Genomic DNA, 22,479 nt, shown 5'->3' with positions numbered 1-22,479 from the left:
TCTACTCAGGTCCTCCGGCACTCAGTACTCGTAGTTGAGCTCCAGGCCGTAGGTACGTGGCTCACCGTACTGCTCGGTGATGAGGCCCAATGCGCCGCCAAAGTTGATGCTGAAGGTGGGGTAGTCATCATCGAGGAGGTTGTTACCCCACAGCGAGACGCGCATCATGCCATCGCCAACCGGTATCTGCTCCAGACTGAGGCGTGCCGTGACCAGCGTACGCTGATCCATCATCTGGTGTGGGTAATTAACCGGGGTGTCGCCCACCGCTCCAGTCCACAGTGCAGACTCCGCCCACTCATCCGCCCAGTTGGCCTGGAGGAAGCCGGTGATTTCGCCGTATGAAGTATAGGCAAAGGTGTAGTCGAGCGAGACGTTCAGCTGGTTGGAGGGGGAGGTGCCGCGCAGCGCGGCTTTCGCTCCATCAAGACAGGCGATTGGCGAACCATCCGGGTTGAAAGTACAGGTGTCGGGAAACTCTTCAAAGTCACCGTGCACATAGCTGTAGCCCAGGCTGGCGATCATATTCTCGAACGGCACTACGGTGATTTCAATTTCACCGCCCCAGCGGTCGGCCTCACCGGCATTGCTGGTCAGGCTGGTTTGCGCACCGGTGGCGCTGGCCTTGATCTGGCTGACCTGCAGGTCCTCGTACACATAGGTATAGATCGCCCCGTTGATACGCAGGCGGTTGTCCCACCAGTCGCTCTTCAGGCCGATTTCCCACTGTTCGATGGTTTCCTCGTCGAACATGTTGCCGAACACCTCACCGTTGAAGTTGCCACTGCGATACCCGGTGGCGTAGCGCAGGTAGATATTCATTTCATCGGTGGCATCGTAGGCGATAGTGAAGTTGCCACTGCCGTTATAGAAGTTCTGGTCGTCTCGCTGGGAGCGAGCCGGGGTCACGCCGAAGGGGCTAACGTTTTCGCCATAATCCCAGAATACGTCCTTGGTCTCCTCGGTATAGCGCAGCCCCAAGGTCAGGGCCAGGCGATCATCGAGAACCTGCGGCCGCCAGGTTGTCTGGCCATAAATGGCCAGGGCCTCACTTTCCAGGTCATAATCCTGCGAACCAACGCCACCCAGCGGTGCCAGGAAAATCGCGTCGCGACGGTAGTTGGCCTCGTCCTCAAAGTAATACAGCCCCAGCGCGTAGTCCATGCGGTCGGTGGCGCCAATCATCTGGAACTCCTGGGAGAACTGTTCGTATTCCGAGCGAGTGTCCTGTTTGGTGTCGAAGGCGCCGACGGTATCTATGGCGTTCCACAGTCCGTCAAAAGGCAGTTGGGGAATCTTGGGATCAAAGCCACCGGTGGCACCGTAGAGCGCGCCAAGGGTCTGGTGCACCAATGAGGGGTAGGCACCCGCGCCGCTGGCATCCTGGCGACTATCTATACTCTCCAGGTCGCCGAACACGTAGGTTTCTACCTCACGGTAGCCAGTAAGCGATTTGAAGGTTACATCGCCCAAGGCGCCCAGGTCACCGGCATCCCAGGTCAGCGTCAGGGCGTGCCCATCCACCGTGTTATCGGACGTGGGGAGAAAGTCCGCGCTGGAATTAGACGACCTGCCCTCGCCTGCGGCTTCCGCTGCCTGGTAGGCGGAAATGGTCTTTTCCAGTGAGGGAATCCAGCGGGAACCGATGCGCGGGTCGGTGCCGGGGGTGGCCGCCCAGCCCCGGGCCTGCGACAGAATTCCCTGCAGCGCAGCTATCTGCGATACATTGCCCGCCGCGTCCAGGGGGTTAAAGGCGACAACAGGTTGGGCAGCGCCGGCTTCGTCGAGCTCACTATAATCGTAACTGTAGTCGGCAAAGAAGTTATCGGAGGGTGTCCATTGCAAGGCGATGCGATAGGCCTGGCGGTCGAGTTCATCAAAACCACCACTGCCGCCCACGCGACCGTACAATTCATCGCGCTTGCGCATATGGGCACCAAGGTTTATTGCCAACTCACCCAGGCCTTCGCCCACGGTACCGACAGCCGGCAGGTCAAGGGCGATTTTGCCGCTATAGTAGCCTTCGTTGCCGACGCTGCCCGTGGCACGTACACCGAACTCACCGCTGGGCTTGCGCGTGATGACGTTGACGGCGCCCGCCGTGGAGTTGCGGCCGTACAGGGTGCCCTGCGGCCCGCGCAGTACCTCAATCCGTTCGATTTCGGCCACGTCCATCGTAGAACCGACGATCTTGCCAATATAAATGCCGTCCACATACTGGCCCACTACCGGGTCGTTGGACAGGTTGGCAGGCGCGCCTGAAGAGGCGCCCCGGATCGAAATAGCGGTGGTGCCGCGTGAGCCCGGCGAGATATTGCCGCCGAGACCGACAACATTCTTCAACAGGTCCTGCGCGGTGGCAATGCCGCGGTTATCCAGATCGTTGCTGCTCAGCGCGACCAGGGAGATCGGCGTATCCTGAGCGCCCGCTTCACGTTTTTCGGCGGTGACAATCACTTCCTCCAACATCATGCCCTGGGCGTATGTCTGCATGCTGGAGGCCAACAGGATGGATGACAGGGTAAGTGCGATGGGATTTGGCCTGGGTGTTTGCAGTTTGTGCATGAGTTCCTCTCGATAGTTTTCTCACCGCGGAGTGGTGCCGGGGCGATTCTGTTATCAATAGCTTTGTTTATTATCAGTTAGCAGACACAAGTTAAACGCGAGTGAACTTATGCCCACACCCAAAGGTACACGCGGTATCGCCAGCACGCCATGCCTTTTCATGTTTATTTTTGCCGACTTTGCGGGGTGTAAGGCGGCCCTCTTGACAGGTTAATAAGCAAGCTTATAATACGGCGACTTAACAAGGCAGGGTAGCACCGTGGAACCACAGGCCACCGCCCAGTTCAGTTTCGAGCTGCACAGCGTCGCTCGGCTGATGAAACGCAATTTCGACCGCCGGGCCAAGACGCTCGGCCTGACCCGCGCCCGCTGGCAGGTACTCTGGCACCTCAACCGGGAGCAGGGCCTCAAGCAGGCCACGCTGGCGGAGCGCATGGACGTTGCACCGATCAGCCTGACCCGGCAGATCGACCTGCTGGAAGCGGAAAAGCTGGTGGAACGGCGCCGGGACGACAGCGACCGGCGCTGTTTCCGTATTTATCTCACGCCGGAAGCGGAGCCCGCCCTGGCGCAGTTGCGGGGCATGGCGGACCTGACCCGGGCGGAGGCGCTGGCGGGTTTCAGCCAGGAGGAAGAACAGCTGTTGCAGGATTTATTGAGCCGCATGAGGGCCAATCTCAGCGGCGAGGAGAACAATGGTGAGCAAAGCTAGAACACTGGTCACCCCGCGCCGGCTGGGTTTCGGCGCCGGGATCGCGGTGGCCACCGCCGTGGCCCTGTGGTGTGTATTGAGCGGGCGCGGCGCAGTAGTGACAGAAAATGCCTACGTCAAGGCGAACAAATATTCCCTGTCCGCCGACGTGGCCGGCAGGATCGCGGCGGTACCGGTGCGCCCCAATCAGTCCGTGAGCCAGGGCCAGGTGCTGGTGCAACTGGATGACACCCCGTTTCGCATTGCGGTGGCGGAGGCGGAGGCGCACCTGGCCCAGGTCAGTAACGACATTCTGGCGCGCCGCGCCGACTATGCCGAGGCGGAGGCACAACTGCAGCAGGCACGGGAAGACGCCAGCTATTTCGAGCGTAAACTGGCCCGCAATGAAAAGATGGGACCGGTAGCGGTTTCGGAGTCACAGCTGGACGAGGCGCGCCAGCAGCTCAGCGCGGCCCGCTCCCAGATCGCCGTCAACCGGCAGAAGCTGTCCCGGCTGAAAGCCGAGCTCGGCGGCGATCCGGAGCTGCCCGTCGAGCAGCAGGCGGACATCATGGTGGCCCAGGCGCAACTGGACGATGCCCGCTACAAGCTGTCGCGCACCACCCTGGTCGCACCGGCGGACGGTATCGTGGCCAACGAGGTGCCGCAGGTGGGCGAGATGGCTCCCGCGGGGTTCTCCCTGATCAGCATGATCGGTACCGCCGATGTGTGGGTCGAGGCCAACCTGAAGGAGACCCAGCTGGCCGCCGTGCGCCCGGGTCAGCCGGCGCGGGTGACCGTGGACGCCTACCCCGGCCGTGAATGGCGGGCGGAGGTCGAGAGTCTCAGCCCCGCCAGCGGCTCCGAGTTTGCGCTGATACCGGCACAGAACGCCAGCGGCAACTGGGTCAAGGTGGTGCAGCGCATCCCCGTTCACCTGCGCCTGCGCGGTGAGCCGGGCGCGCCCCTGCTGCGCGCCGGCATGAGTGCCCAGGTCAGGATCGACACCGCCGCCGGGGACGTGTTGGCCACACGCTCCACGCCCCGGGAGGGGCAGGCTGCGGTTCTCGCCGCCAGGTGATCAGCAAGCATGGCCATCCCGTGATGGTGTCGGTCAGCATCATGCTGGCCACCATCATGCAGGTGCTCGACACCACCATCGCCAATGTCGCCCTGCCCCATATGCGCGGCAGCCTGTCGGCGAGCCTGGACCAGATTACCTGGGTGCTCACCTCCTACATCGTGGCGTCGGCCATCATGACGCTGCCGGTGGGCTACCTGTCCCAGCGCTTCGGCCGGCGACAGATATTCCTCTGGTCGGTGACCGGCTTCACCCTCGCCTCCATGCTCTGCGGCCAGGCGTCCAGCCTGACGGAAATGATCGTCTGGCGGATGCTGCAGGGCGTCTTCGGCGCGGCGCTGGTGCCCCTGTCCCAGGCCACCCTGCTGGACACCTTCCCGCGGGAGAAGCACGCCTCGGCGATGAGCATTTTCGGTATCGGCATCATGCTGGGCCCCATTCTGGGCCCGACCCTTGGCGGCTGGCTCACCGAGTACTACAACTGGCGCTGGGTGTTCTACATCAACCTGCCGATCGGCATTCTGTCGCTGGCCGGCATCTACCTGTTCCTGCCGGAAACCCCGCGCCGCAGGGAGCGCTTCGACCTCCTCGGCTTCGCCCTGCTGGCCCTGGCGGTGGCCTCGCTGCAACTGCTGCTGGACCGCGGCGAGCACAGCGACTGGTTCGAAGCGCTGGAAATGCAGTTCTACGCCATCGCCGCGCTGCTGGGCCTGTTCCTGTTCATCGTCCACGCCCGCACCAGCGAGCGCCACTTCCTCTCTCCCGGCCTGTTCCAGGACCGCAACTACGTCGCCGGGGTTATCTTCATTTTTGTCGTCGGCGTGGTGATGCTGGCGACGATGACGCTACTGCCGCCTTTTCTGCAGCAGTGGAAAGGCTACCCGGTGGCTACCACCGGTCTGATCCTGATGCCGCGCGGCGTCGGCACCATCCTGTCGATGCTGATGGTCAGCACCCTGCTGCGCTTCTTCGACGCCCGGCTGGTGATTATCTGTGGCATGGGGCTGATCAGCCTGGCCCTGCACCAGATGGCCGGCTTCAATCTCGAAGTGGGCACCCGCGACCTGGTGGTGACCGGCATGGTCCAGGGCATGGGTATGGGCCTGGTGTTCGTGCCTACTTCCACCCTGGCCTATGCGACCCTGGCGCCGCACCTGCGCAATGAGGGCACCGCCATCTACAGCCTGTCGCGCAACCTGGGCAGCAGTATCGGTGTGTCGATCGTCATGTCCGTACTCACCCGCAGCCTGTGGGTCAACCAGCAGGAACTGGGCGCGCGCCTGCAGGTTTCCAGTCGGCTGCTGGCCGAGGTGAGCCCGGAGGAGGCCGTCACCACCCTGCCGGGGGTGATCCTGCAGGAGGTCACACGGCAGGCGGCGGAAATCGCCTACGTCAATGACTTCTACCTACTGACCTGGATCACGCTGGCGGCGATGCCGCTGGTATTTCTGCTGCGCAACCCCAGCGCTGAGCCGGAGCCAGCGGCCAACCCGCAGCCGGCACGCGCCTGAGCCCCGCTACAGGCCGGTTTCTCCAACCGGCCCTCCATGCTGTTTCCTGCGCCGCCTGAAAGCTGCAGTCATTGCATTCACGACCTTGAGTTTATGAAAAGCTGGTTTGTTGTACCAAACTGGTCTATATCAAAGGGTAGGTACTGTATTCGCGCCCGGCATCATTTGTTCCTGATTGAATTTGTGTATTAATGTGAAGGTCACTGTTCTATTGGCCGCGGGCGATAGCGAGCATAATTTGACCCATGGTGAGCGCCGGCGAGGGTGTTTCCCTCGCCCTGGCAACGGCAGGAATATCCTGGCGCTCGACCCGATAGAGTGATGACAGCGCCCGACCGCGGGCGCATCCCGGTAAAGCTGGTAGCTAAAACACAGAACAACACTGGCCCGAAGGAGCACAGATAACATGATAATTCGTCCAGGCAAGTGGGCGGGCAGCTTACTTGCATTGACTGGCGCGCTGGCGCTGGTGAATGCTGGGGCTCTCGCCACCACCGATGAATACGCCATGGAAATGGAAGGGGCGGCAAGCTCGCTGCTGCTGGATGCCGCGGTGGCGGGTGATCGCCTGGTGGTCGTCGGTGAACGCGGCCATATTCTCTATTCCGAGGACGATGCCGCAACATGGGTGCAGGCCCGGGTGCCGACCTCGCAAATGTTGACACGCGTATACTTTGTCAACGACGACATGGGCTGGGCCGTGGGCCACGACGGCAATGTGCTGCTGAGTGAAGACGGCGGCGTCAACTGGCAGGTGCAGCGTCCCGGCCTTATCGACCAGGCACAGATCAACGAGCAGCGCGCCGGCCGGGCAAGAGAGGCCGTCACCGAGCTGGAGCAGCAGTGGAGCAATGCCGAGGGCGACGAAAAGGAGGATTTGGCCACCGCGCTGGATGATGCCCGCTGGGTCATGGATAACGCACTGGAGAAGCTCGATGCGCGGGTTTACGCTCCCCCGCTGATGTCGGTCTGGTTCCTCGACGAACAGATCGGCTGGGCCTCCGGTGGCTACGGCAGCCTGCTCCACACCACCAATGGCGGCCGCCAGTGGCAGGACTGGGCCCATGAGTTGGACAATTCCGAGGAGCTGCACCTCAACGGCATTGCCGGCAGCGCTGACGGCAGTCAGTTATACATCGTCTCCGAGTGGGGCAAGGTGTTTCGCTCGCTCAATCACGGCCAGACCTGGGAAAGCGTGGAAACCGGCTACGACGGCAGCTTCTTCGGCGTGCTGATCAACCCCGCCAGCGGCAGCGTGTTCGCCTACGGCCTGCTGGGGACCATCTACCGCTCCACCGACCAGGGCGAATCCTGGGAGCCTTTGCAATCGAAAGCCCGCGCCAGCCTGTACGGTGGCCACGGTGCCGCGGACGGCACCCTGGTATTTGTGGGGCAGGGCGGTACCGCCGTGCGCAGTCGCGATGACGGCGACAGCTTTACTGTGCTGCCGCAGCCCACCCGGCGGGGCCTGTACGGTGTCGAGCGGCTCCCGGATGGCCGCTACCTGGTCGCCGGTGAGGGCGGCGGAAGTCTGCTGGTAACCGATGAGGGGGCACAATAATGGCCGACGACAACATTCACTACCCTGCGATTGAGGAAGCGCGCCTGCCGGAGCGCATGATTTTCGGTGCGCGCCCGGTGATCCTGGTGCTGTTTCTGCTGATTACCGCCTACCTGGGTTTCCAGGCCTATCACCTGCGGCCGGACGCCAGTTTCTCCAAACTGATCCCCCAGGGACACCCCTTCGTCCAGAAGATGAACACCCACCTCAAGGACCTGCGTGCCGGGGGCACAAGCCTCAAGGTATCGGTCGCCGTGGAAGAAGGTGATATTTTCAACGATGAGTACCTGTCTACCCTGGGCCAGATTGCGGACGAGATATTCTATATTCCCGGGGTCAACAAGAACGGGCTGAAGAGTATCTGGAGCCCGGACGTACGCTGGGTAATGGTGACCGAAGAGGGCTTCGACGCCGGCTCGGTCATGCCCCCGGACTACGACGGTTCCGAGCGCTCCCTGCAGCAATTGCGCATCAACCTGCTGCGCTCCGGCGTGGTGGGCCAGATGGTGGCGAATGACTTCAAGTCGACCATTATCGAGGTGCCCATCTACGATGTGGAGCCGACCACGGGGGAGCGGCTCGATTACCTGGACTTTTCCCGCGCGCTGGAAGAAAAAGTCCGCCAGAGTTATGAAAACGACAATATTACCGTCCACATCATCGGTTTCCCGAAGATTGTCGGCGACCTGCTGGAGGGGGTGGGAGCGATCCTGTTGTTCGCCATCATCACCCTGGCCATCACCTTCGTCCTGCTGTTCATTTACACTCGCTGCCTGCGCGCCACCGTCGCCCCACTGCTGACCTCGGTGTTCGCGGTAATCTGGCAGCTGGGCCTGCTCAACGTACTCGGCTTCGGCCTCAACGCCTATTCCATCCTGGTACCGTTCCTGATCCTGGCGGTGGGGGTCAGTCACGGCGTCCAGGTCATCAACGCTATCGCCCTCAATATGGACGTGGCGGGAAGCCGCCTGCTCGCAGCCCGCATGGCCTTCGCCAGCCTGTACATGGCGGGTATGACGGCGCTGCTCAGTGACGCGGTGGGTTTCATCACCCTGCTGGTGATTGACATCCAGGTGATCCAGGAACTGGGAATCGCCGCCAGTATCGGGGTCGCCGCTATCATCTTCACCAACCTGGTGCTGCTGCCGGTGATCATGTCCTACATCGGCGTGAGCAAGAATGGCATCGACCACATGCGTATCGACCCGCAACAGCGGCACAGGCTGTGGTCGCTGGTGTCGCGCTGCGCATCGCGCAAGGTGGCCATCGCGTCGCTGGGCATCGCTGCGGTGGGCTATGGTATCGGTATCTGGGGCGGCCAGTACATGAAGATAGGCGATCTCGATGCCGGGGCGCCGGAATTGCGTCCGGACTCCCGTTACAACCTGGACAATGCCTTCATCACCAGTAATTACGCGGTGAGCACGGACATCATGGTGGTCATGGTGGAAACCCCGGTGGAGTCCTGCACCAAGTACGACAACGTGGCGCTGGTCGACAAGTTCGACTGGTACATGGAGAACGTGCCGGGCGTGCAGAACGTGGTGTCCATGGCCGACGTTATCCGCCTGTCCTCGATGGGTCTCAACGAAGGCAATCCGCGCTGGCGCACCCTGTCACGCAACCAGCGGGCGCTGGATGGCGCGGCCGCCAACGTGCCGCGGGAATTGATGAATCTCGATTGCTCGCTGGCCCTGGTCGCCCTGTACCTGGATGACCACAAGGCGGAGACGCTGGCCTCGGTGGTGGCCGCGGTGCAGCGCTTCCAGCAGGACTACGGCAACGAACGGGTGAAGTTCAACCTGGCGGCGGGCAACGCCGGTATCGAGGCGGCCACCAACCAGGAAATCGCGGTGGCGCAGAAACAGATTCTCATCCTGGTCTACTCGGTGGTGGCGGCCCTGGTCTTCCTCAGCTTCCGCAGCTGGGTGGCCGTGGTCTGTATCATCGTGCCGCTGGGCCTGACCTCGGCCCTGTGCCAGGCGCTGATGGCCTACCTGGGCATCGGCATCAAGGTGGCCACGCTGCCGGTAGTGGCGCTGGGTGTGGGCGTGGGTGTCGACTATGGCATCTACATCTACAACCGCCTCACCTACTACCTGAAACAGGGGCTGCCGATGCAGGAGGCCTATTACCAGGCGCTGTCCACTACCGGGCGCGCGGTGGCCTTTACCGGCATCGCCCTGGGTGTCGGCGTGATCACCTGGATCATGTCGCCGATCAAGTTCCAGGCGGATATGGGCATCCTGCTCACCTTCATGTTCCTGTGGAACATGGTGGGCGCACTGTGGCTGCTGCCCGGGCTGGCCTACCTGCTGGTGAAGCCGGAAGCCGAAGATGAGGACTTGGGCATCCAGGCAGATCGTTCCTCGTCGTCAACGCCTGCCTAGCAGCGTGTAAAACATATTTTTTCAACTAGGGTAAATTGGGGTTAACAATGAAACTCAACACACAGCAACACAAACTGGTCGTCGCCCTGCGCGGCGCCGCCCTGGCAGGCACCGTCGCGGTCTGCGCGCCGGCCCAGGCACTGCAATTCGAGCAGGGTGACTGGCTGTTCAACGTCGACACCACAATGGGTTATTCCGCCCAGTGGCGCACCGAGTCCCGCGACAAGGACCTGGAGTCGGTGCTCAACGACAACGACGGCAACAACAGCTTCGATGCGGGCAGCATGACCTCGTCCAAGGCCAGCTTCATCCTTGAACTGGGCGGCTCGTACGAGGATTTCTCTTTCTTCGTGCGCACCGATGGTCACTACGACTACGTGTATACCGATGGCACATCGGACATGAGTCGCGATAACTATCTCTCCTTCAACAGCGGTATCCCGGTAGGCGGTAGCGTGGTACGCGGCGAATTCGCCCGCGGCACCATTGAGGAGCACGGCCGGCGCATCCGCCTGCTGGATGCGTTTGTCACCTACGCCTTCGATGTGGGCGACACCATGGGCGGCGCCATTCGCGCCGGCCACCAGGTGATCAGCTGGGGTGAGGCCACCTTCTATCCCGGTGTGAACGCGATCCAGAACCCGATCGACTCCGCCGTGGCGCTGGCACCCGGGGTAGAGGCCAAGACCGTGTTCCTGCCCACCCCCGCCATCGATTTGAAGTGGGATTTCAACTTCAACCTCAGTGCCGAGGTCTACTACAAGGAGGGCTGGGACGGGTCCACCCTGCCCGGTGTCGGCAGCTACCTGAGTTCCAGTGACATCACCGGCCCCGGTGCCGAGAACCTGATCTTTTTCCCGGGCGTACCTGCCAATGGCAAGGTTGGCGGCAAGGAAAAGCCCGGTGACAGCGATGGCCAGTACGGCGTGGCACTCCGGTATATCACCGACAACGGTACCAATTTCGATTTCTACTATACCGAGTCCCACTCCAATATCCCCAACGCGCGCGTGGATATCAATCTGAGCCGGTTCCAGGCGCTGGTAAACGAGACCTATGCCGAGGATGTGAAGATCTGGGGCGCCAGCTTCAGCACCAACGTCTCCGAAGCGCAGGTATATGCCGACGTGGCCTACTCCGAGAACATGCCTTTTGTCGACCTCACCCCGACGACCTATATCGACGACAACGGCGACGTCCACTTCGTGCAGTCTGACACCACACGCGGCCACTACTACCAGGTGATCGCCGGGTTCACCGACCTTTACACGGCGTTCGACTGGCTGTCGGAGCAGATCACCCTGCTGGGCGAGGTGATCTACCAGGGCAACAACCTGGGCGAGGGCTCCCTGTCCGAGGATGCGGCCGGTGCCCGCAACGGCGTCCTGGTCACCGACGACGCCTGGGGCTACCAGTTCCGCCTGAGCCTGAAGTATTTCCAGGTGATTCGCGGTATGGACGTCGACGTACCGATCACTTTCAAGCATGACGTGGACGGCTATGGCAACGGCATCGCTTTGAACAATGGCCTGAAGGAGGGTGTGAAAACCGCCTCCTTCGGTGTCACCGCCAACTACCTGAGCAACTGGACCTTCGACGCCAGGTACAACTGGTACTTCGGCAACGATGACCCGGCTGACAAGGTATTGAGCGATCGCGACAACTTCGCGCTCGATATCAAGTACCGCTTTTAACGGCTCGCCGGTCAGCGCGATACCGCACCGACCGGCGAACTACAACAGCTATGAAATTGTCTATAGTTAACCCGCAGCTCCCAGCAAGAGGTAAGTCATAATGCAGCAACACAAGCGTCCCATCGTGGCCGGCCTGGCGTCAGTATTCCTGAGCGCCGGATTCGCGCACGCACAACTCTCGGAAGAGCAGGCCAACAGGCTCGGCACCGAACTGCACCCCTTCGGCGCCAAGATCGAAGGCAATGCCGACGGCTCCATCCCTGCCTGGGAACCCAAATGGCTGGGCCTGCCCCCCGGCCTGGACTACGCGGGGCCTGGCGAGACCCGGCCCGATCCCTACAAGGATGACAAGCCGGTGGTCACCATCACCGCCGCCAACTACAAGGAGCACGCCGAACACCTCGGTGAGGGCCAGAAGGCGATGTTCGAGCGCTATCCGGATTACCGCATCGTGGTCTACCCGACGCACCGGGACTTCCAGGTCGACAAGGTGACCGCCGCGCGCACCAAGTGGAACGTGCCCAATACCGTGGTCGCCAACGGGGTCGATACGCTGAAGAATTACAACGGCGGCGTCGCCTTCCCGATCCATGGTGACAAGCCCGAGCACCTGCTGTGGAATATGCGCACCACAGCCTGCTACGAGTCCTACCACGTGGCCTATGACGGCTACGGCGTGTTTGCCAACGGCGAGCGTGCTCACGACGCGGTGGATTTCTACCAGTCCAATCCCTTCAACAACCCCGAAAATCCAGTGGGGACGACGGAAGAGACCGTGGGCGACCGCATCGTGTGGACCTTCTCCACCCGCATTGCGCCACCGCGTAAAAAAGGCGAGATGACAGTGGTCCAGGACCCGATGGACTTCAAGGCCAACAGCCGCAATGCCTGGACTTATGACCCGGGAACCCGCCGGGTGCGCAAGGCGCCCGCCATCGGCTATGACAACCCGGACGGCCCCGGCGGCCTGCAGACCATCGATGACCACAAGGGCTTCAATGGCGCTTTCGACCGCTTCAATTATACCTACCTGGGTTTACAGGAAATCTATGTGCCGTTCCACAACTACCAGTTCAACAACAAGCACAACGGCACCCTGGACGATCGCCTGACCCTGCACCACCTGAACCCGGACTTCGTGCGCTTCGAGAAGCGCCGCGTGCACGTGGTGCAGGGCGACCTGGCGGAGGGCAAGCGCCACGCCTACAAGAAGCGTCGCTGGTATATCGAGGATGACACCTGGAACCCGGTGATGTCCGAGAACTTCGACGGTCGCGACAACCTGTGGCGTGTGGGCTACTTCCTGTCGGACTACAATTACGACAGTGAGTGCTACGAGAAGCACACCCAGGTATTCCACGACCTGCCGTCCGGTGCCTACGTGAGCAACTTCATCACCATCGACCGCAAGGAAACCGATCACTCGATCGACTACCTGGACAAGGACTACTTCACCCCCGCCAACCTGCGCAAGATGGCCAAGCGCTAGTAGCAACCGCGATACCAGCCCCGCAGCCTGTCTGCGGGTTTTTTTTCCGCGCTCCGGGGTCCCTGAGCGGCCACAAAATCGACTATCGCCGCCATTTTACTTGACCGATATCAAGACTTGCGCTGAACTGTAATAGTAGCATTCAGCATCAACCGACAAAATTCGTCGGGTATTTGCTTACCGCCACTGTCCCCAGGGGGAACAAACCATGTCTGATCAGGAACAAGGCGACAACGGCTCCGAGCCGATGATGCAGAAACTTCTCGATAACCCTTTCCTGCTGCTGTTTATTGGCGTCGCATCGCCGTCATTGCTTTACCTGGTGTGGGGACTGGCAGAGATTTTCACGATTCCCGCCCGTTAATAACAATTCACTGTTCTTAAAGAGGGACTGCCGATGTCCAGCCTGTCGCCCCCCGCCAAAAAGCTCTGGTGGAACGAGCCCATACACAAGTCCGAGTTGCTGTGGATTTCCCTGGTTTTTATCTGGGGCCTGGTGATGACCTTCATGATGCCCTACTGGCACGTGGTCGGTAAGCAGAACCTCGGCACCGAGACCTACAAGACAACGCCCAAGGCCTTCCAGGCGGCCACGGAAGCCTTCGTGGAGAAGTACGAGGTGCGCAAGGAGGGGCCGCGCAATGCCCCGGTCGTGGCCCCGCCCGCCGGCAGCGACGTCTACCTGATTGCCCGGCTCTGGGACTGGTGGCCGATCCTGGAGTTGAAAAAGGGGGAAACCTACCGTTTCCACCTCTCCTCCCTGGACTGGCAGCACGGCTTCTCACTGCAGCCGGCGAACATCAACATCCAGGTGGTGCCTAATTACGAGCACGTGTTCAGCCTGACGCCCAACGAGACGGGCGAATACTCGGTCATCTGCAACGAATACTGCGGTATCGGCCATCACCTGATGATCGGCAAGATTCACGTGGTGGACTAGGGGAAGGACAATGGTAAATACAACTTTCAGAACCTGCCCGGACACCGGCCTGAAGCTGCACGGCCCGGCGGAATCCCTCATCAAGGCCAACGCCGTGGCGGCGGTGGTGTTCCTGCTCGTGGGCGGCGTTTATGGCCTGCTGGTAGGCCTGACCCGCTGGCAGGCGGTGCACCTGCTGGGGGCCCAGGATTTCTACATGGTGCTGACGGCACACGGCCTCAACGTGCTGATTTTCTGGATCATTTTCTTTGAAATCGCGGTGCTCTACTTCACCTCGGCGGTGCTGCTGGGCAGCCGCCTGGCGACGCCGCGCTGGGCCTGGCTGGGCTTCGTGCTGATGGTGGTCGGCGCGGTCATGAACAACGTGGTGGTGCTGCAGGGTAACGCCAGCGTCATGATGACCTCCTATGCGCCACTGGAGGCGCCGCCGCTGTTCTACCTCAGCCTGATCCTGTTCGCGGTGGGCGCACTGATCGGTTGTTTCGTGTTTTTCGGCACCCTGGTGGTCGCCAAGGCCGAGAACACCTACCAGGGCTCCATCCCGCTGGTGACCTTCGGCGGCATGACCGCGGCCATTATCGCGGTGTTCACCATCGTCAGCGGCGCCATCATCCTGATCCCCACCTTCCTGTGGAGTGTGGGCCTGGTGGGCGAGATCGACGCCCTGGCCTACCGCCTGATCTGGTGGGCCTTCGGCCACTCATCGCAGCAGATCAACGTCTCCGCCCACGTGGCGGTCTGGTATGCCATCGCTGCCATCCTGTTCGGCGCCCGCCCCCTGTCGGAGAAGGTCAGCCGCACCGCGTTCCTGGTGTACATCCTGTTCCTGCAGATCGCCAGCGCCCACCACCTGCTGGTGGACCCTGGCGTCAGCGCCAACTTCAAGATGTTTAACACCAGCTATGCCATGTACCTGGCGGTGATGGCCTCCATGGTCCACGGCCTGACCGTGCCTGGCTCGATCGAGGCCGCCCAGCGTGCTCGCGGACACCGCGCGGGGCTCTTTACCTGGCTGCGCAAGGCGCCCTGGGGCAACCCGACCTTCTCCGGCATGTTCATCTCCCTGGTCGGCTTCGGCTTTCTGGGCGGCATCACCGGGGTGGTTATGGGGGCTGAGCAGATCAACCTGCTGATCCACAACACGCTGTATGTGCCCGGTCACTTCCACGCCACCGTGGTGGTAGGCACGACCCTGGCATTCATGGCACTCACCTACTGGCTGGTGCCGGTGCTGTTCCGCCGCGAGATCATCATGAAAGGCCTGGCGAAGTGGCAACCCTACCTCTTCGGGCTCGGCATGTGCGGCGTCTCCCTGTTCCTGATGGGCGCTGGCACCCTGGGCGTGCCGCGGCGCCACTGGGATATCGGCTTTGCCGCAACCGGGGGCATCACCCACGAGTTCCCGGCGGCCGCCTACACCATGCTGGCGCTCAACGGGCTCTCGGTAATCGTCGCCGTGATCGGCGGTGCGGCCTTCTGCGTCATCATTGTCGGCTCACTGCTGTTCGGCAAAAAGCTGGGCGACCAGAAGATGAGCGAACAGTGGATCGCCGATCCCGTTACCGACGAAGAGTACGCGGCGGACGGTGGCAGCGCCTTCGCCATTCCGGGCACCCTGGTACTGGCAATGGTCTTCTTCATCAGCTTCGCGCTGTACTACTTCATCAACTGGAAGTACCTGGCAGAGACCTGGGGTATCGCCTGACGGCTTATTTCCCAGAGCGGTTTACTATGCAGATGTATCTACGGCCGGCAATCGCCGGCCTTCTTTTGTCGCTGTGCGCCATGACGGCCACGGCCGAGTCCGAGCTCGGCCAGTTCAGCCGAGACGAGGCGCTGGCCTACAGCCAGGCGGCCATCGGCAACACCGTGAGCGGCATTGAACTGCTGGCCGCTGACGGCAGCCCGGTGCAGCTGGAGGACTACCGCGGCAAGCCGCTGGTGGTCAGCCTGATTTTCACCAGTTGCCACCATATCTGCCCCACCACCACCCGCAATCTCGACGAGGTGGTGTCCAAGGCCCGCGACGCGCTGGACGACGACAGTTTTAACGTGGTGACCGTCGGTTTCGACACCGCCAACGACAGCCCCGCCCGCATGCGCCAGTTTCGCAAGGACAACGCTGTGGAGGATCCCCGCTGGGACTTCCTCGCCGGCAGCGAGCAGCAGGTCGAGGCACTGGTGCAGCAACTGGGCTTTATCTACACACCCTCCTCACGCGGCTTTGACCACCTCATCCAGGCCTCGGTGCTCGACGCAGATGGCCGCGTCTACCGGCAGATCTACGGCATCGAGTTTCCCACGCCGCACCTCATCGAGCCCCTCAAGGACCTGGTGTTCGGCCGGCCGCGGGAGCAATCCGCCCTGGACTACCTGGGCAACCGCATCCGCCTGTTCTGCACGGTGTACGATCCCGCCACCGACCGTTACTATATCGACATATCCGTCTTTATCGGTACCTTTGTGGGTGTACTCGTCTCCATCATCTTCGGCTGGGCCCTGATTCGCGAGTGGCGGCGCAGCCTGGCAGCAGGCAAGCAGTGAAATCCGTGCTGAAAACGCTCTTCAACCGGCTGGACGACCTGTTCTCCGCCGCGTTTACGCCAAACTGGAACCCCATGTACCAGCTCGGCGCCCTGTCCTTTTTCTATTTCTGGATCGTGGCGATCACCGGCATCTACCTGTTCGTGTTCTTCGAAACCAGTATCATCGGCGCCTATGCCTCAATCGAGAGAATCACTCACGAGCAGTGGTATCTCGGGGGGGTCATGCGCAGCTTCCACCGCTACGCCTCCGCCGCCATGGGCGTGTGCGTCACCCTGCACCTGCTGCGCGAGTTCGCGATGGATCGCTACAGTGGTCCCCGCTGGTTCAGTTGGGTGTCCGGCATCCCGCTGCTGTGGCTGCTGTTCGCCTCCGCCATCGGCGGCTACTGGCTGGTATGGGATACCCAGGCGCAGTGGATCGCCGTGCGCACCGCCGAGTGGTTCGACGCGCTGCCCTTCATGGTGGACCCCATGGCCAGCAATTTCCTCAATGAATCCACCCTCTCGGACCGGTTCTTCTCGCTGCTGGTGTTCCTGCACATCGGCTTCCCGCTGGCCCTGCTGATTGGTATGTTCATCCATATCAAGCGCGTCACCGCCCCGCGCAGCAATCCTGCCCGTGGCCTGGCGGCGGGGACCCTGCTGGCAATGCTCGCCGTGTCCCTGTGGCGCCCGGCCCTGAGCCAGGAACCGGCCAACCTGGACCTGGCCGTTACCGAGGTGGGCCTGGACTGGTTTTTCCTCAACCCCTACCTGTTGATCGAAAACGGCGGCGCCGGCCTGGCCTGGGTGGTGCTGGTGGGACTGTCCACCCTGCTCACCGTGGTGCCGTGGCTGCCCTACCGCCGACCCGAGCAGGGCCCTGTTGCTGTGGTGGACCCGGACAACTGCAACGGTTGCGGCTGGTGTCTGGCAGACTGCCCCTACGAAGCCATCACCATGAAGGAGCATGACTACAAGCCCAACCACAAGCAGTCCGTGGTCAATGCCGATCTTTGCGTGAGCTGCGGCATCTGCGCGGGTGCGTGTCCTTCTTCCTCGCCTTTCCGCCATGTGGACGAACTGACTACCGGCATCAGCATTCCGGGCCTGCACATCAAGGAACTGCTGTCGCTGACCGAGAACCGGCTGCAATCGCTGGACGGGGACGCTCCAAAAATCATGCTCTACGGCTGCGACCACGGCAGTTTGGTGGAGGGCCTGGCAAACAACTCGGTGGCCTCGATCAGCATGCCCTGTTCGGCACTGGTGCCGCCGGCGTTTGTCGATTACGTTCTGCGCAAGGAACTGGCCGACGGCGTTATCATCAGCGGCTGCTGCGAAGGCGATTGTCACCACCGCTTCGGCAACACCTGGCTGGACCAGCGCTTTGAACAGGAGCGCATGCCGGTGTTGCGCACCCGGGTGCCCCGCGAACGCGTGCGCGTGCGCTGGCTCGGCGCCCAGGGCACAGGGAAGCTGGGGCGCGAAGTTGAGGAGTTCCAGGCCTACCTGCACCACGCCGAAGAAGAGGAGGCCTACTATGGCTGATCTGCGCCACTACGCGGCGCAGGCACTACTCTATGCCGCCTTCTTCCTGCCCATCGTCTACCTGACCCAGCAGCCGAGCTACCGCAGCCTGGGGCCCGACCAGGCCGTATTCAAGCTCGCCATCCGCCACGCGGGGAAGGTGATCGGCGAGTGCGTGCCGGTCAGTGGCGCGGACAACGCCAACCTGCCGCGCAACATGAAGGCACCGGAAATCTGTCCGCGCGAGCGCTCGCCATTGCTGCTGGAGCTGCGGGTGGACGACCGCACCCTGTACCGTGAGTCAGTGCCCCCGTCGGGACTGCACAACGACGGTGTGTCGAGCATGTACCGCCGCTTTACCCTGCCCACCGGCACCCATCGCATCGAATTGACCATGAACGACGACGTGTCCGTGGACGGGCCGACCTGGGAGTTGCAGCGGGAGCTGCAGTTGCAGCCCGCGCAGGTGGTGGTGGCCACCTTCAAGGACGGGCTTCGACTGCAGTGAACCGGGAGCAGGATTACAGCCTGGAAGTACCCGCCGATTCGCGGCGCCTGCTGGCACTTGGCTGGCTGTGGCTGTGCGTGCTGGCGCTGCTGGGGGCGGGTATTTTCTCGCTGCTACTGGTCGCCTCCCGCACACCCTGGATCTCCGACATCATTCCCTGGATCGACTTTTTTCACTCGGCGCTGGTCGTCCATGTGGACCTGTCGGTGCTGGTCTGGAGCCTGGCCTTCGGCGGTTTCCTGTGGAGCCTGAACCAGCGACCGGGCAGGGCCTGGCTGGCCTGGCTGGCACTGGCCACCGCCTGCGCCGGCGCCCTGGTGATCGTCTGCTCGCCCTTCGTGCGCGACGCCCAGCCCCTGATGAGCAACTACGTGCCAGTGCTGCAGCACCCGCTGTTCTTCGCCGGGCTGTTCACCTTCGCTATCGGCTTCAGTCTGATGGTGGTCAACAGCATGGTCTTCATGGCGCCGGTGGGGCCGTGGATGAGCGCCCGCGGCGCCCTGCGCTTCGGCCTGAATGCCGCGGCCATCTCCGCCGCGGTGGCAATGATCTGTTTTGTCTGGTCCTACCTGCAGCTGCCGGACTACCTCATGGGACGCTCGTTCTTCGAACTGCTGTTCTGGGGCGGGGGCCACGTGCTGCAGTTCACCTACACCCTGCTGATGCTGGTCTGCTGGCTGTGGCTGAGCCGGGAGGCCGGCCTGCAGCTGCCCATCACCCCGCGCGTGGTGCTGGTCATTCTCTTCGTCGGCCTCGCCTGCGTGTTCGTCTCCCCGCTGATCTATCTCGCCTACCCCGCGACCACGGCGGAGCACGTGCGCCTGTTTACCTGGCTGATGCGCTGGGGCGGCAGCCTCGGTACCCTGCCGCTGGCGCTGGCGGTGCTTTGGGCCCTGCTGCGCTACGGCGGCGACAACCCGCGCGAGTGGCTGGCCCGGTCGGCCCTGCAGTGTTCCCTGTTCCTGTTTGGCATCGGCGGCCTGATCGGCTTCCTGATCAGCGGCAGCAACGTCACCATTCCCGCCCACTACCACGGTTCGATCGTCGGCGTGACCCTGGCGATGATGGGCGTCTGCTACGTGCTGCTACCGCAGCTGGGCTTCCCCCTGCGCAATCTCCAGCACGCCATCTGGCAGCCGGTGATCTACAGCGTGGGCCAGTTGATGCACGTGGGCGGGCTGGTCTGGTCGGGAGGCTACGGCGTCCAGCGCAAGGTCGCCGGCGCCGAGCAGGGGCTGGATTCGATCGAGCGGGTGCTAGGGATGGGCCTCATGGGCCTCGGGGGCCTGATCTCTTCCATCGGTGGACTGCTGTTCCTGGTGATCGTTCTGCGTGCCCTGACCGGGGTGAAGAAAGCTGCGCAGCAGGCTGAACGTGGACAGTGACAGCGTCAGTATCAGCACGAAGAACACCACATTCCGCTGCGGCAGGGGCTCACCGTGCAGGGTCTCCATCAGCACCAGCAATCGGTCGCAGATAAGGTACAGGGCGATGCCGACGGCAGTGAACAGTAGTATTTCCACGGAAGTGCTCTCTTCTGGCTGGCTCAAAGTGAACGGGAAAGGATCATGACGCTAAACGATAACACAAGGCGCGCAAACTGGCAGGTTCTGCTGGGTCTGGCGCTACTGACAACGACCCTGGCCGGCTGCGGTGAACAGCGCTTCCAGGCGCCGCTGGCGACGGATTTCGAGCTGCCCATGCTGTCCGGCGACGGCGTGATGACCCTCAGCGAACACCGGGGTGATGTCGTCTATCTCAGCTTCTGGGCCTCCTGGTGCGTGCCCTGCCGGCTGGAGATGCCGCACCTGCAGTCACTGTGGGAGCAACATCGCGATCAGGGTTTCGAAGTGATCGGCATCAACGTGGACGAGGACCCGGAGGCGGCGCGGCAATTTGCCCGCGACCACGGCATCGAATTCCCCCTGGTTCGCGATGCGGATCGTTCCGTCGCCACCGCCTACCGGGTAGTCGGCTATCCCAGCCACTATCTGGTCGGCCGCGATGGCCGGGTGCATTTCTCCGCGCTGGGCTTTACCGAGGATGACGCCCTCGCCGTCACCTCGGAGGTGGAGCTGCTGCTGCGGGCGTCGCGCGATGCAGCAGATTGACGCAGGCCAGCAGCAGACCCGCGGCCAGCGCGTTGTGCAGGGTGAGCAGCCACAGCGGGATACCTGAGAGCACGGTGGCCAGCCCCAGCAGAATCTGGCCGATGGAACAGACCGACAGGAACACCAGCGTAGCCCGCAGCTGCGGTTGCGGGCGCAGCCGCCTGACCAGCCACGCCAGGTAGGCCGCCGTCAGCAGCGCGGTCAGGCGGTGGGCCATGCTCATCAGGCCCAGGGCGTCTTCCGCCACCACCTTGCCAGTCGCATCCAGCGTGATCGTGCGCTGCGGGTTGAACGCATCCCCCACATTACCCGCGGCCAGCAGATCACCCTGGCAGGAGACCAGTCCCGGGCAGTTCCCCGAGGCATAGTTGGCGCTGCTCCAGCCGCCGAGCGTGATCTGCACCAGCACCAGCACCAGCGCCGCTGTCACCGGCAGCCGCAGGCGCGCCGGCACCCCTGCGCCGGTCCGTGCCTCCACCTCCCGCTGCAGCAGCCACCACAACAGGGCCAGCAGCACCATGCCCCCGAGCAGGTTGCCCATGGTTATCAGCGGGTTGCTGCGGGTCGGGGTGTAATAGCCGAGCAGGGAGAGAAACACGGTAATGGCGAATATGCCGAGGGGGACCCACACCGAGGCGGAACGCTTGTGCCCCTGGCGCAAGGCGCTGATAAAGATACCGAGGATGAACAGCCCCAGCACGCTGGCGATGTAGCGGTGCGCCACCCGCGCCCCGTAGTGCGCCATCTCCCGGCCCTGTTCCGAAAGCACGGTAATGCCGCGTTGCTCGGCCGCCGGGTCCAGCCTGGCGTAGCAGTCCGGCCAGGGCTCGCAGCCGATGCCCACCTCCGCCAGGCGAATGTAGGCGCTGAGGACGACGGTGAGCAGCGTGAGGACAATGGAGAGGCTGATCAATGAGCGATAGATAGCGGATTCCTCCGGTTGGCTGGATGCTTGCAAACGCAGGCCCAACAGTATCCGAATTGCCCCTCCCGGGCCAGGAAAAGAGCCCACTGGCACGCTCGCCGGGATTACACCGCACAATGCCGATAGCGCACGATATACTGCGCTGCGGTACCTGGATTCAGGCCCCCTGCTTGCCCGGGACTCAGGCCTTCCGGGTTTCCGTTGACTTAGCCCCGTGGCACAGGGGCTACAATTCTGGAGGAGAAAAAATCATGTCCGATGCGCGCATTGAGGCGCTGGAGCAACGGCTGCAGCGCACCGAGGATGAGCTGGCCATCCGCAACCTGATTGCCCGGTACGGTATGGCCGTGGACTGCGGCGATGTGCAGTCGGCCCTGGATTGTCACTTGCATGACGCGGTCTATGTGGTGTCCGCGCCGCGGGCGGGGCGGGAGCAGAGCGGGGAGAATAGCGACCTCGACCTGCGCGGCCACCAGGCAATCCGCGACATGCTGGGCTCGGAGCTGCATCAATCGCTGCTGCCGGGTTGCGCCCACACTGTCGGCCCCCTCACCGTGGAGGTCAACGGCGACCAGGCACGGGCGACGGGTTATTCCCGCCTGTACCACAGCAGCGATGGACAACCGCAATTGATGCGCCTGGGCATTAATGCCTGGGAGTTGCGTCGCCAGACAGGTCGCTGGTATATCGCCCGACGCACCTCGCGCCTGGTCTCGGAGCCAGCGGCGCAGGCAGTGCTCGGGGACGCGGCCTGGCTGCCGCAGGCGCCCTGAAGCCGGGTTCGGCAAACGTCCAACGCGCTCCCTGTTGCTGCCGGGATCGGGCGGTCCAACAAGCGCTAGCCTGAATATTTCATGAGTCATCAGATTCGGCCAAATCTCCGCGGAGATTTTCCGATTACGGAATCGCAGGCAGTTAACAGGCTGATTTGATCTGATTTCACGCCTTGCGGGCACAC

At 62.6% G+C, this 22,479-nt stretch carries 18 protein-coding genes; 16 read left to right on the top strand and 2 right to left on the bottom strand.

Annotated elements, in window-relative coordinates; translation table 11 throughout:
• Nucleotides 1–21 precede the first annotated feature (21 nt).
• The gene (locus tag DWB85_RS12555; protein WP_117955148.1) at nt 22–2,565 is read right to left on the bottom strand and encodes a TonB-dependent receptor; all 2,544 of its coding nucleotides are present in this window, start codon (nt 2,563–2,565) and stop codon (nt 22–24) included.
• A gap of 259 nt (nt 2,566–2,824) precedes the next feature.
• On the opposite strand from DWB85_RS12555, the gene DWB85_RS12550 reads away from it, so the two are divergent.
• The 15 genes from DWB85_RS12550 to DWB85_RS12490 all read left to right on the top strand — a co-directional run bounded on the left by DWB85_RS12550 (nt 2,825) and on the right by DWB85_RS12490 (nt 20,596).
• A complete protein-coding gene (locus DWB85_RS12550) occupies nt 2,825–3,277 on the top strand; it encodes a MarR family winged helix-turn-helix transcriptional regulator (protein WP_239017318.1) in 453 nt (150 codons plus the stop codon).
• Complete coding sequence (locus DWB85_RS12545) at nt 3,264–4,337, top strand: HlyD family secretion protein (RefSeq protein WP_205422729.1); 1,074 nt, start codon at nt 3,264–3,266, stop codon at nt 4,335–4,337. Before DWB85_RS12550 ends, DWB85_RS12545 begins: the two co-directional genes overlap by 14 nt.
• Entirely contained in the window at nt 4,334–5,848 is a 1,515-nt protein-coding gene (locus DWB85_RS12540) for an MDR family MFS transporter (protein ID WP_239017317.1), read from the top strand. Before DWB85_RS12545 ends, DWB85_RS12540 begins: the two co-directional genes overlap by 4 nt.
• A gap of 406 nt (nt 5,849–6,254) precedes the next feature.
• Nucleotides 6,255–7,409, top strand: a complete 1,155-nt coding sequence (locus DWB85_RS12535; RefSeq protein ID WP_117955143.1) for a WD40/YVTN/BNR-like repeat-containing protein — start codon at nt 6,255–6,257, stop codon at nt 7,407–7,409.
• The gene (locus DWB85_RS12530; protein WP_117955141.1) at nt 7,409–9,799 is read left to right on the top strand and encodes an efflux RND transporter permease subunit; all 2,391 of its coding nucleotides are present in this window, start codon (nt 7,409–7,411) and stop codon (nt 9,797–9,799) included. The genes DWB85_RS12535 and DWB85_RS12530 overlap by 1 nt, the downstream gene beginning before the upstream one ends.
• Nucleotides 9,800–9,846: 47 nt before the next feature.
• Nucleotides 9,847–11,493 carry a DUF1302 domain-containing protein gene (locus DWB85_RS12525; protein ID WP_117955139.1) on the top strand — a complete coding sequence of 549 codons (1,647 nt, stop codon included), beginning with the start codon at nt 9,847–9,849 and terminating at the stop codon, nt 11,491–11,493.
• A gap of 100 nt (nt 11,494–11,593) precedes the next feature.
• The gene (locus DWB85_RS12520; RefSeq protein ID WP_117955136.1) at nt 11,594–12,982 is read left to right on the top strand and encodes a DUF1329 domain-containing protein; all 1,389 of its coding nucleotides are present in this window, start codon (nt 11,594–11,596) and stop codon (nt 12,980–12,982) included.
• Between the two features lie 208 nt (nt 12,983–13,190).
• Entirely contained in the window at nt 13,191–13,346 is a 156-nt protein-coding gene (locus tag DWB85_RS19555; RefSeq protein ID WP_162846113.1) for a hypothetical protein, read from the top strand.
• 33 nt (nt 13,347–13,379) lie between these two features.
• A complete protein-coding gene (locus DWB85_RS12515; RefSeq protein WP_117955134.1) occupies nt 13,380–13,922 on the top strand; it encodes a cupredoxin domain-containing protein in 543 nt (180 codons plus the stop codon).
• Nucleotides 13,923–13,932: 10 nt separating this feature from the next.
• The gene (locus tag DWB85_RS12510) at nt 13,933–15,627 is read left to right on the top strand and encodes a cbb3-type cytochrome c oxidase subunit I (protein ID WP_117955131.1); all 1,695 of its coding nucleotides are present in this window, start codon (nt 13,933–13,935) and stop codon (nt 15,625–15,627) included.
• 26 nt (nt 15,628–15,653) lie between these two features.
• Nucleotides 15,654–16,466, top strand: coding sequence for an SCO family protein (locus tag DWB85_RS12505; RefSeq protein ID WP_117955128.1), 813 nt, complete (start codon nt 15,654–15,656; stop codon nt 16,464–16,466).
• A gap of 5 nt (nt 16,467–16,471) precedes the next feature.
• Nucleotides 16,472–17,998 (top strand): hydrogenase iron-sulfur subunit, encoded by a 1,527-nt coding sequence (locus tag DWB85_RS12500; RefSeq protein ID WP_133300616.1) that lies wholly within the window; start codon nt 16,472–16,474, stop codon nt 17,996–17,998.
• Nucleotides 17,991–18,485 (top strand): hypothetical protein, encoded by a 495-nt coding sequence (locus DWB85_RS19550; protein WP_162846112.1) that lies wholly within the window; start codon nt 17,991–17,993, stop codon nt 18,483–18,485. The genes DWB85_RS12500 and DWB85_RS19550 overlap by 8 nt, the downstream gene beginning before the upstream one ends.
• Nucleotides 18,482–19,870 (top strand): heme-copper oxidase family protein, encoded by a 1,389-nt coding sequence (locus tag DWB85_RS12495; protein ID WP_162846111.1) that lies wholly within the window; start codon nt 18,482–18,484, stop codon nt 19,868–19,870. The genes DWB85_RS19550 and DWB85_RS12495 overlap by 4 nt, the downstream gene beginning before the upstream one ends.
• A 183-nt stretch (nt 19,871–20,053) precedes the next feature.
• Complete coding sequence (locus DWB85_RS12490) at nt 20,054–20,596, top strand: TlpA family protein disulfide reductase (RefSeq protein WP_117955122.1); 543 nt, start codon at nt 20,054–20,056, stop codon at nt 20,594–20,596.
• Here the strand turns inward: DWB85_RS12490 and DWB85_RS12485 are convergent.
• Nucleotides 20,544–21,554: a COX15/CtaA family protein gene (locus DWB85_RS12485; protein ID WP_162846110.1), complete on the bottom strand. Its 1,011-nt coding sequence runs from the start codon at nt 21,552–21,554 to the stop codon at nt 20,544–20,546. The two genes, DWB85_RS12490 and DWB85_RS12485, sit on opposite strands and share 53 nt — an antisense overlap.
• Before the next feature lie 218 nt (nt 21,555–21,772).
• Between DWB85_RS12485 and DWB85_RS12480 the strand changes: the two genes are divergently transcribed.
• Complete coding sequence (locus DWB85_RS12480) at nt 21,773–22,294, top strand: nuclear transport factor 2 family protein (protein WP_162846109.1); 522 nt, start codon at nt 21,773–21,775, stop codon at nt 22,292–22,294.
• The last annotated feature ends 185 nt before the right edge of the window (nt 22,295–22,479 follow it).

The sequence above is a fragment of the Seongchinamella sediminis genome, assembly GCF_003457605.1.
Lineage (GTDB): Bacteria > Pseudomonadota > Gammaproteobacteria > Pseudomonadales > Halieaceae > Halioglobus > Halioglobus sediminis.
The sequence above is the reverse complement of the archived record's forward strand: the minus strand, read 5'-3'. Positions and strand labels throughout refer to the sequence as shown.

Coding starts and splice junctions, on each gene's coding strand:
- DWB85_RS12555 (WP_117955148.1), bottom strand. CDS start 2,565: ATGCACAAACTGCAAACACCCAGGCCAAATCCCATCGCACTTACCCTG.
- DWB85_RS12535 (WP_117955143.1), top strand. CDS start 6,255: ATGATAATTCGTCCAGGCAAGTGGGCGGGCAGCTTACTTGCATTGACT.
- DWB85_RS12530 (WP_117955141.1), top strand. CDS start 7,409: ATGGCCGACGACAACATTCACTACCCTGCGATTGAGGAAGCGCGCCTG.
- DWB85_RS12525 (WP_117955139.1), top strand. CDS start 9,847: ATGAAACTCAACACACAGCAACACAAACTGGTCGTCGCCCTGCGCGGC.
- DWB85_RS12520 (WP_117955136.1), top strand. CDS start 11,594: ATGCAGCAACACAAGCGTCCCATCGTGGCCGGCCTGGCGTCAGTATTC.
- DWB85_RS19555 (WP_162846113.1), top strand. CDS start 13,191: ATGTCTGATCAGGAACAAGGCGACAACGGCTCCGAGCCGATGATGCAG.
- DWB85_RS12515 (WP_117955134.1), top strand. CDS start 13,380: ATGTCCAGCCTGTCGCCCCCCGCCAAAAAGCTCTGGTGGAACGAGCCC.
- DWB85_RS12510 (WP_117955131.1), top strand. CDS start 13,933: ATGGTAAATACAACTTTCAGAACCTGCCCGGACACCGGCCTGAAGCTG.
- DWB85_RS12505 (WP_117955128.1), top strand. CDS start 15,654: ATGCAGATGTATCTACGGCCGGCAATCGCCGGCCTTCTTTTGTCGCTG.
- DWB85_RS19550 (WP_162846112.1), top strand. CDS start 17,991: ATGGCTGATCTGCGCCACTACGCGGCGCAGGCACTACTCTATGCCGCC.
- DWB85_RS12490 (WP_117955122.1), top strand. CDS start 20,054: ATGACGCTAAACGATAACACAAGGCGCGCAAACTGGCAGGTTCTGCTG.
- DWB85_RS12480 (WP_162846109.1), top strand. CDS start 21,773: ATGTCCGATGCGCGCATTGAGGCGCTGGAGCAACGGCTGCAGCGCACC.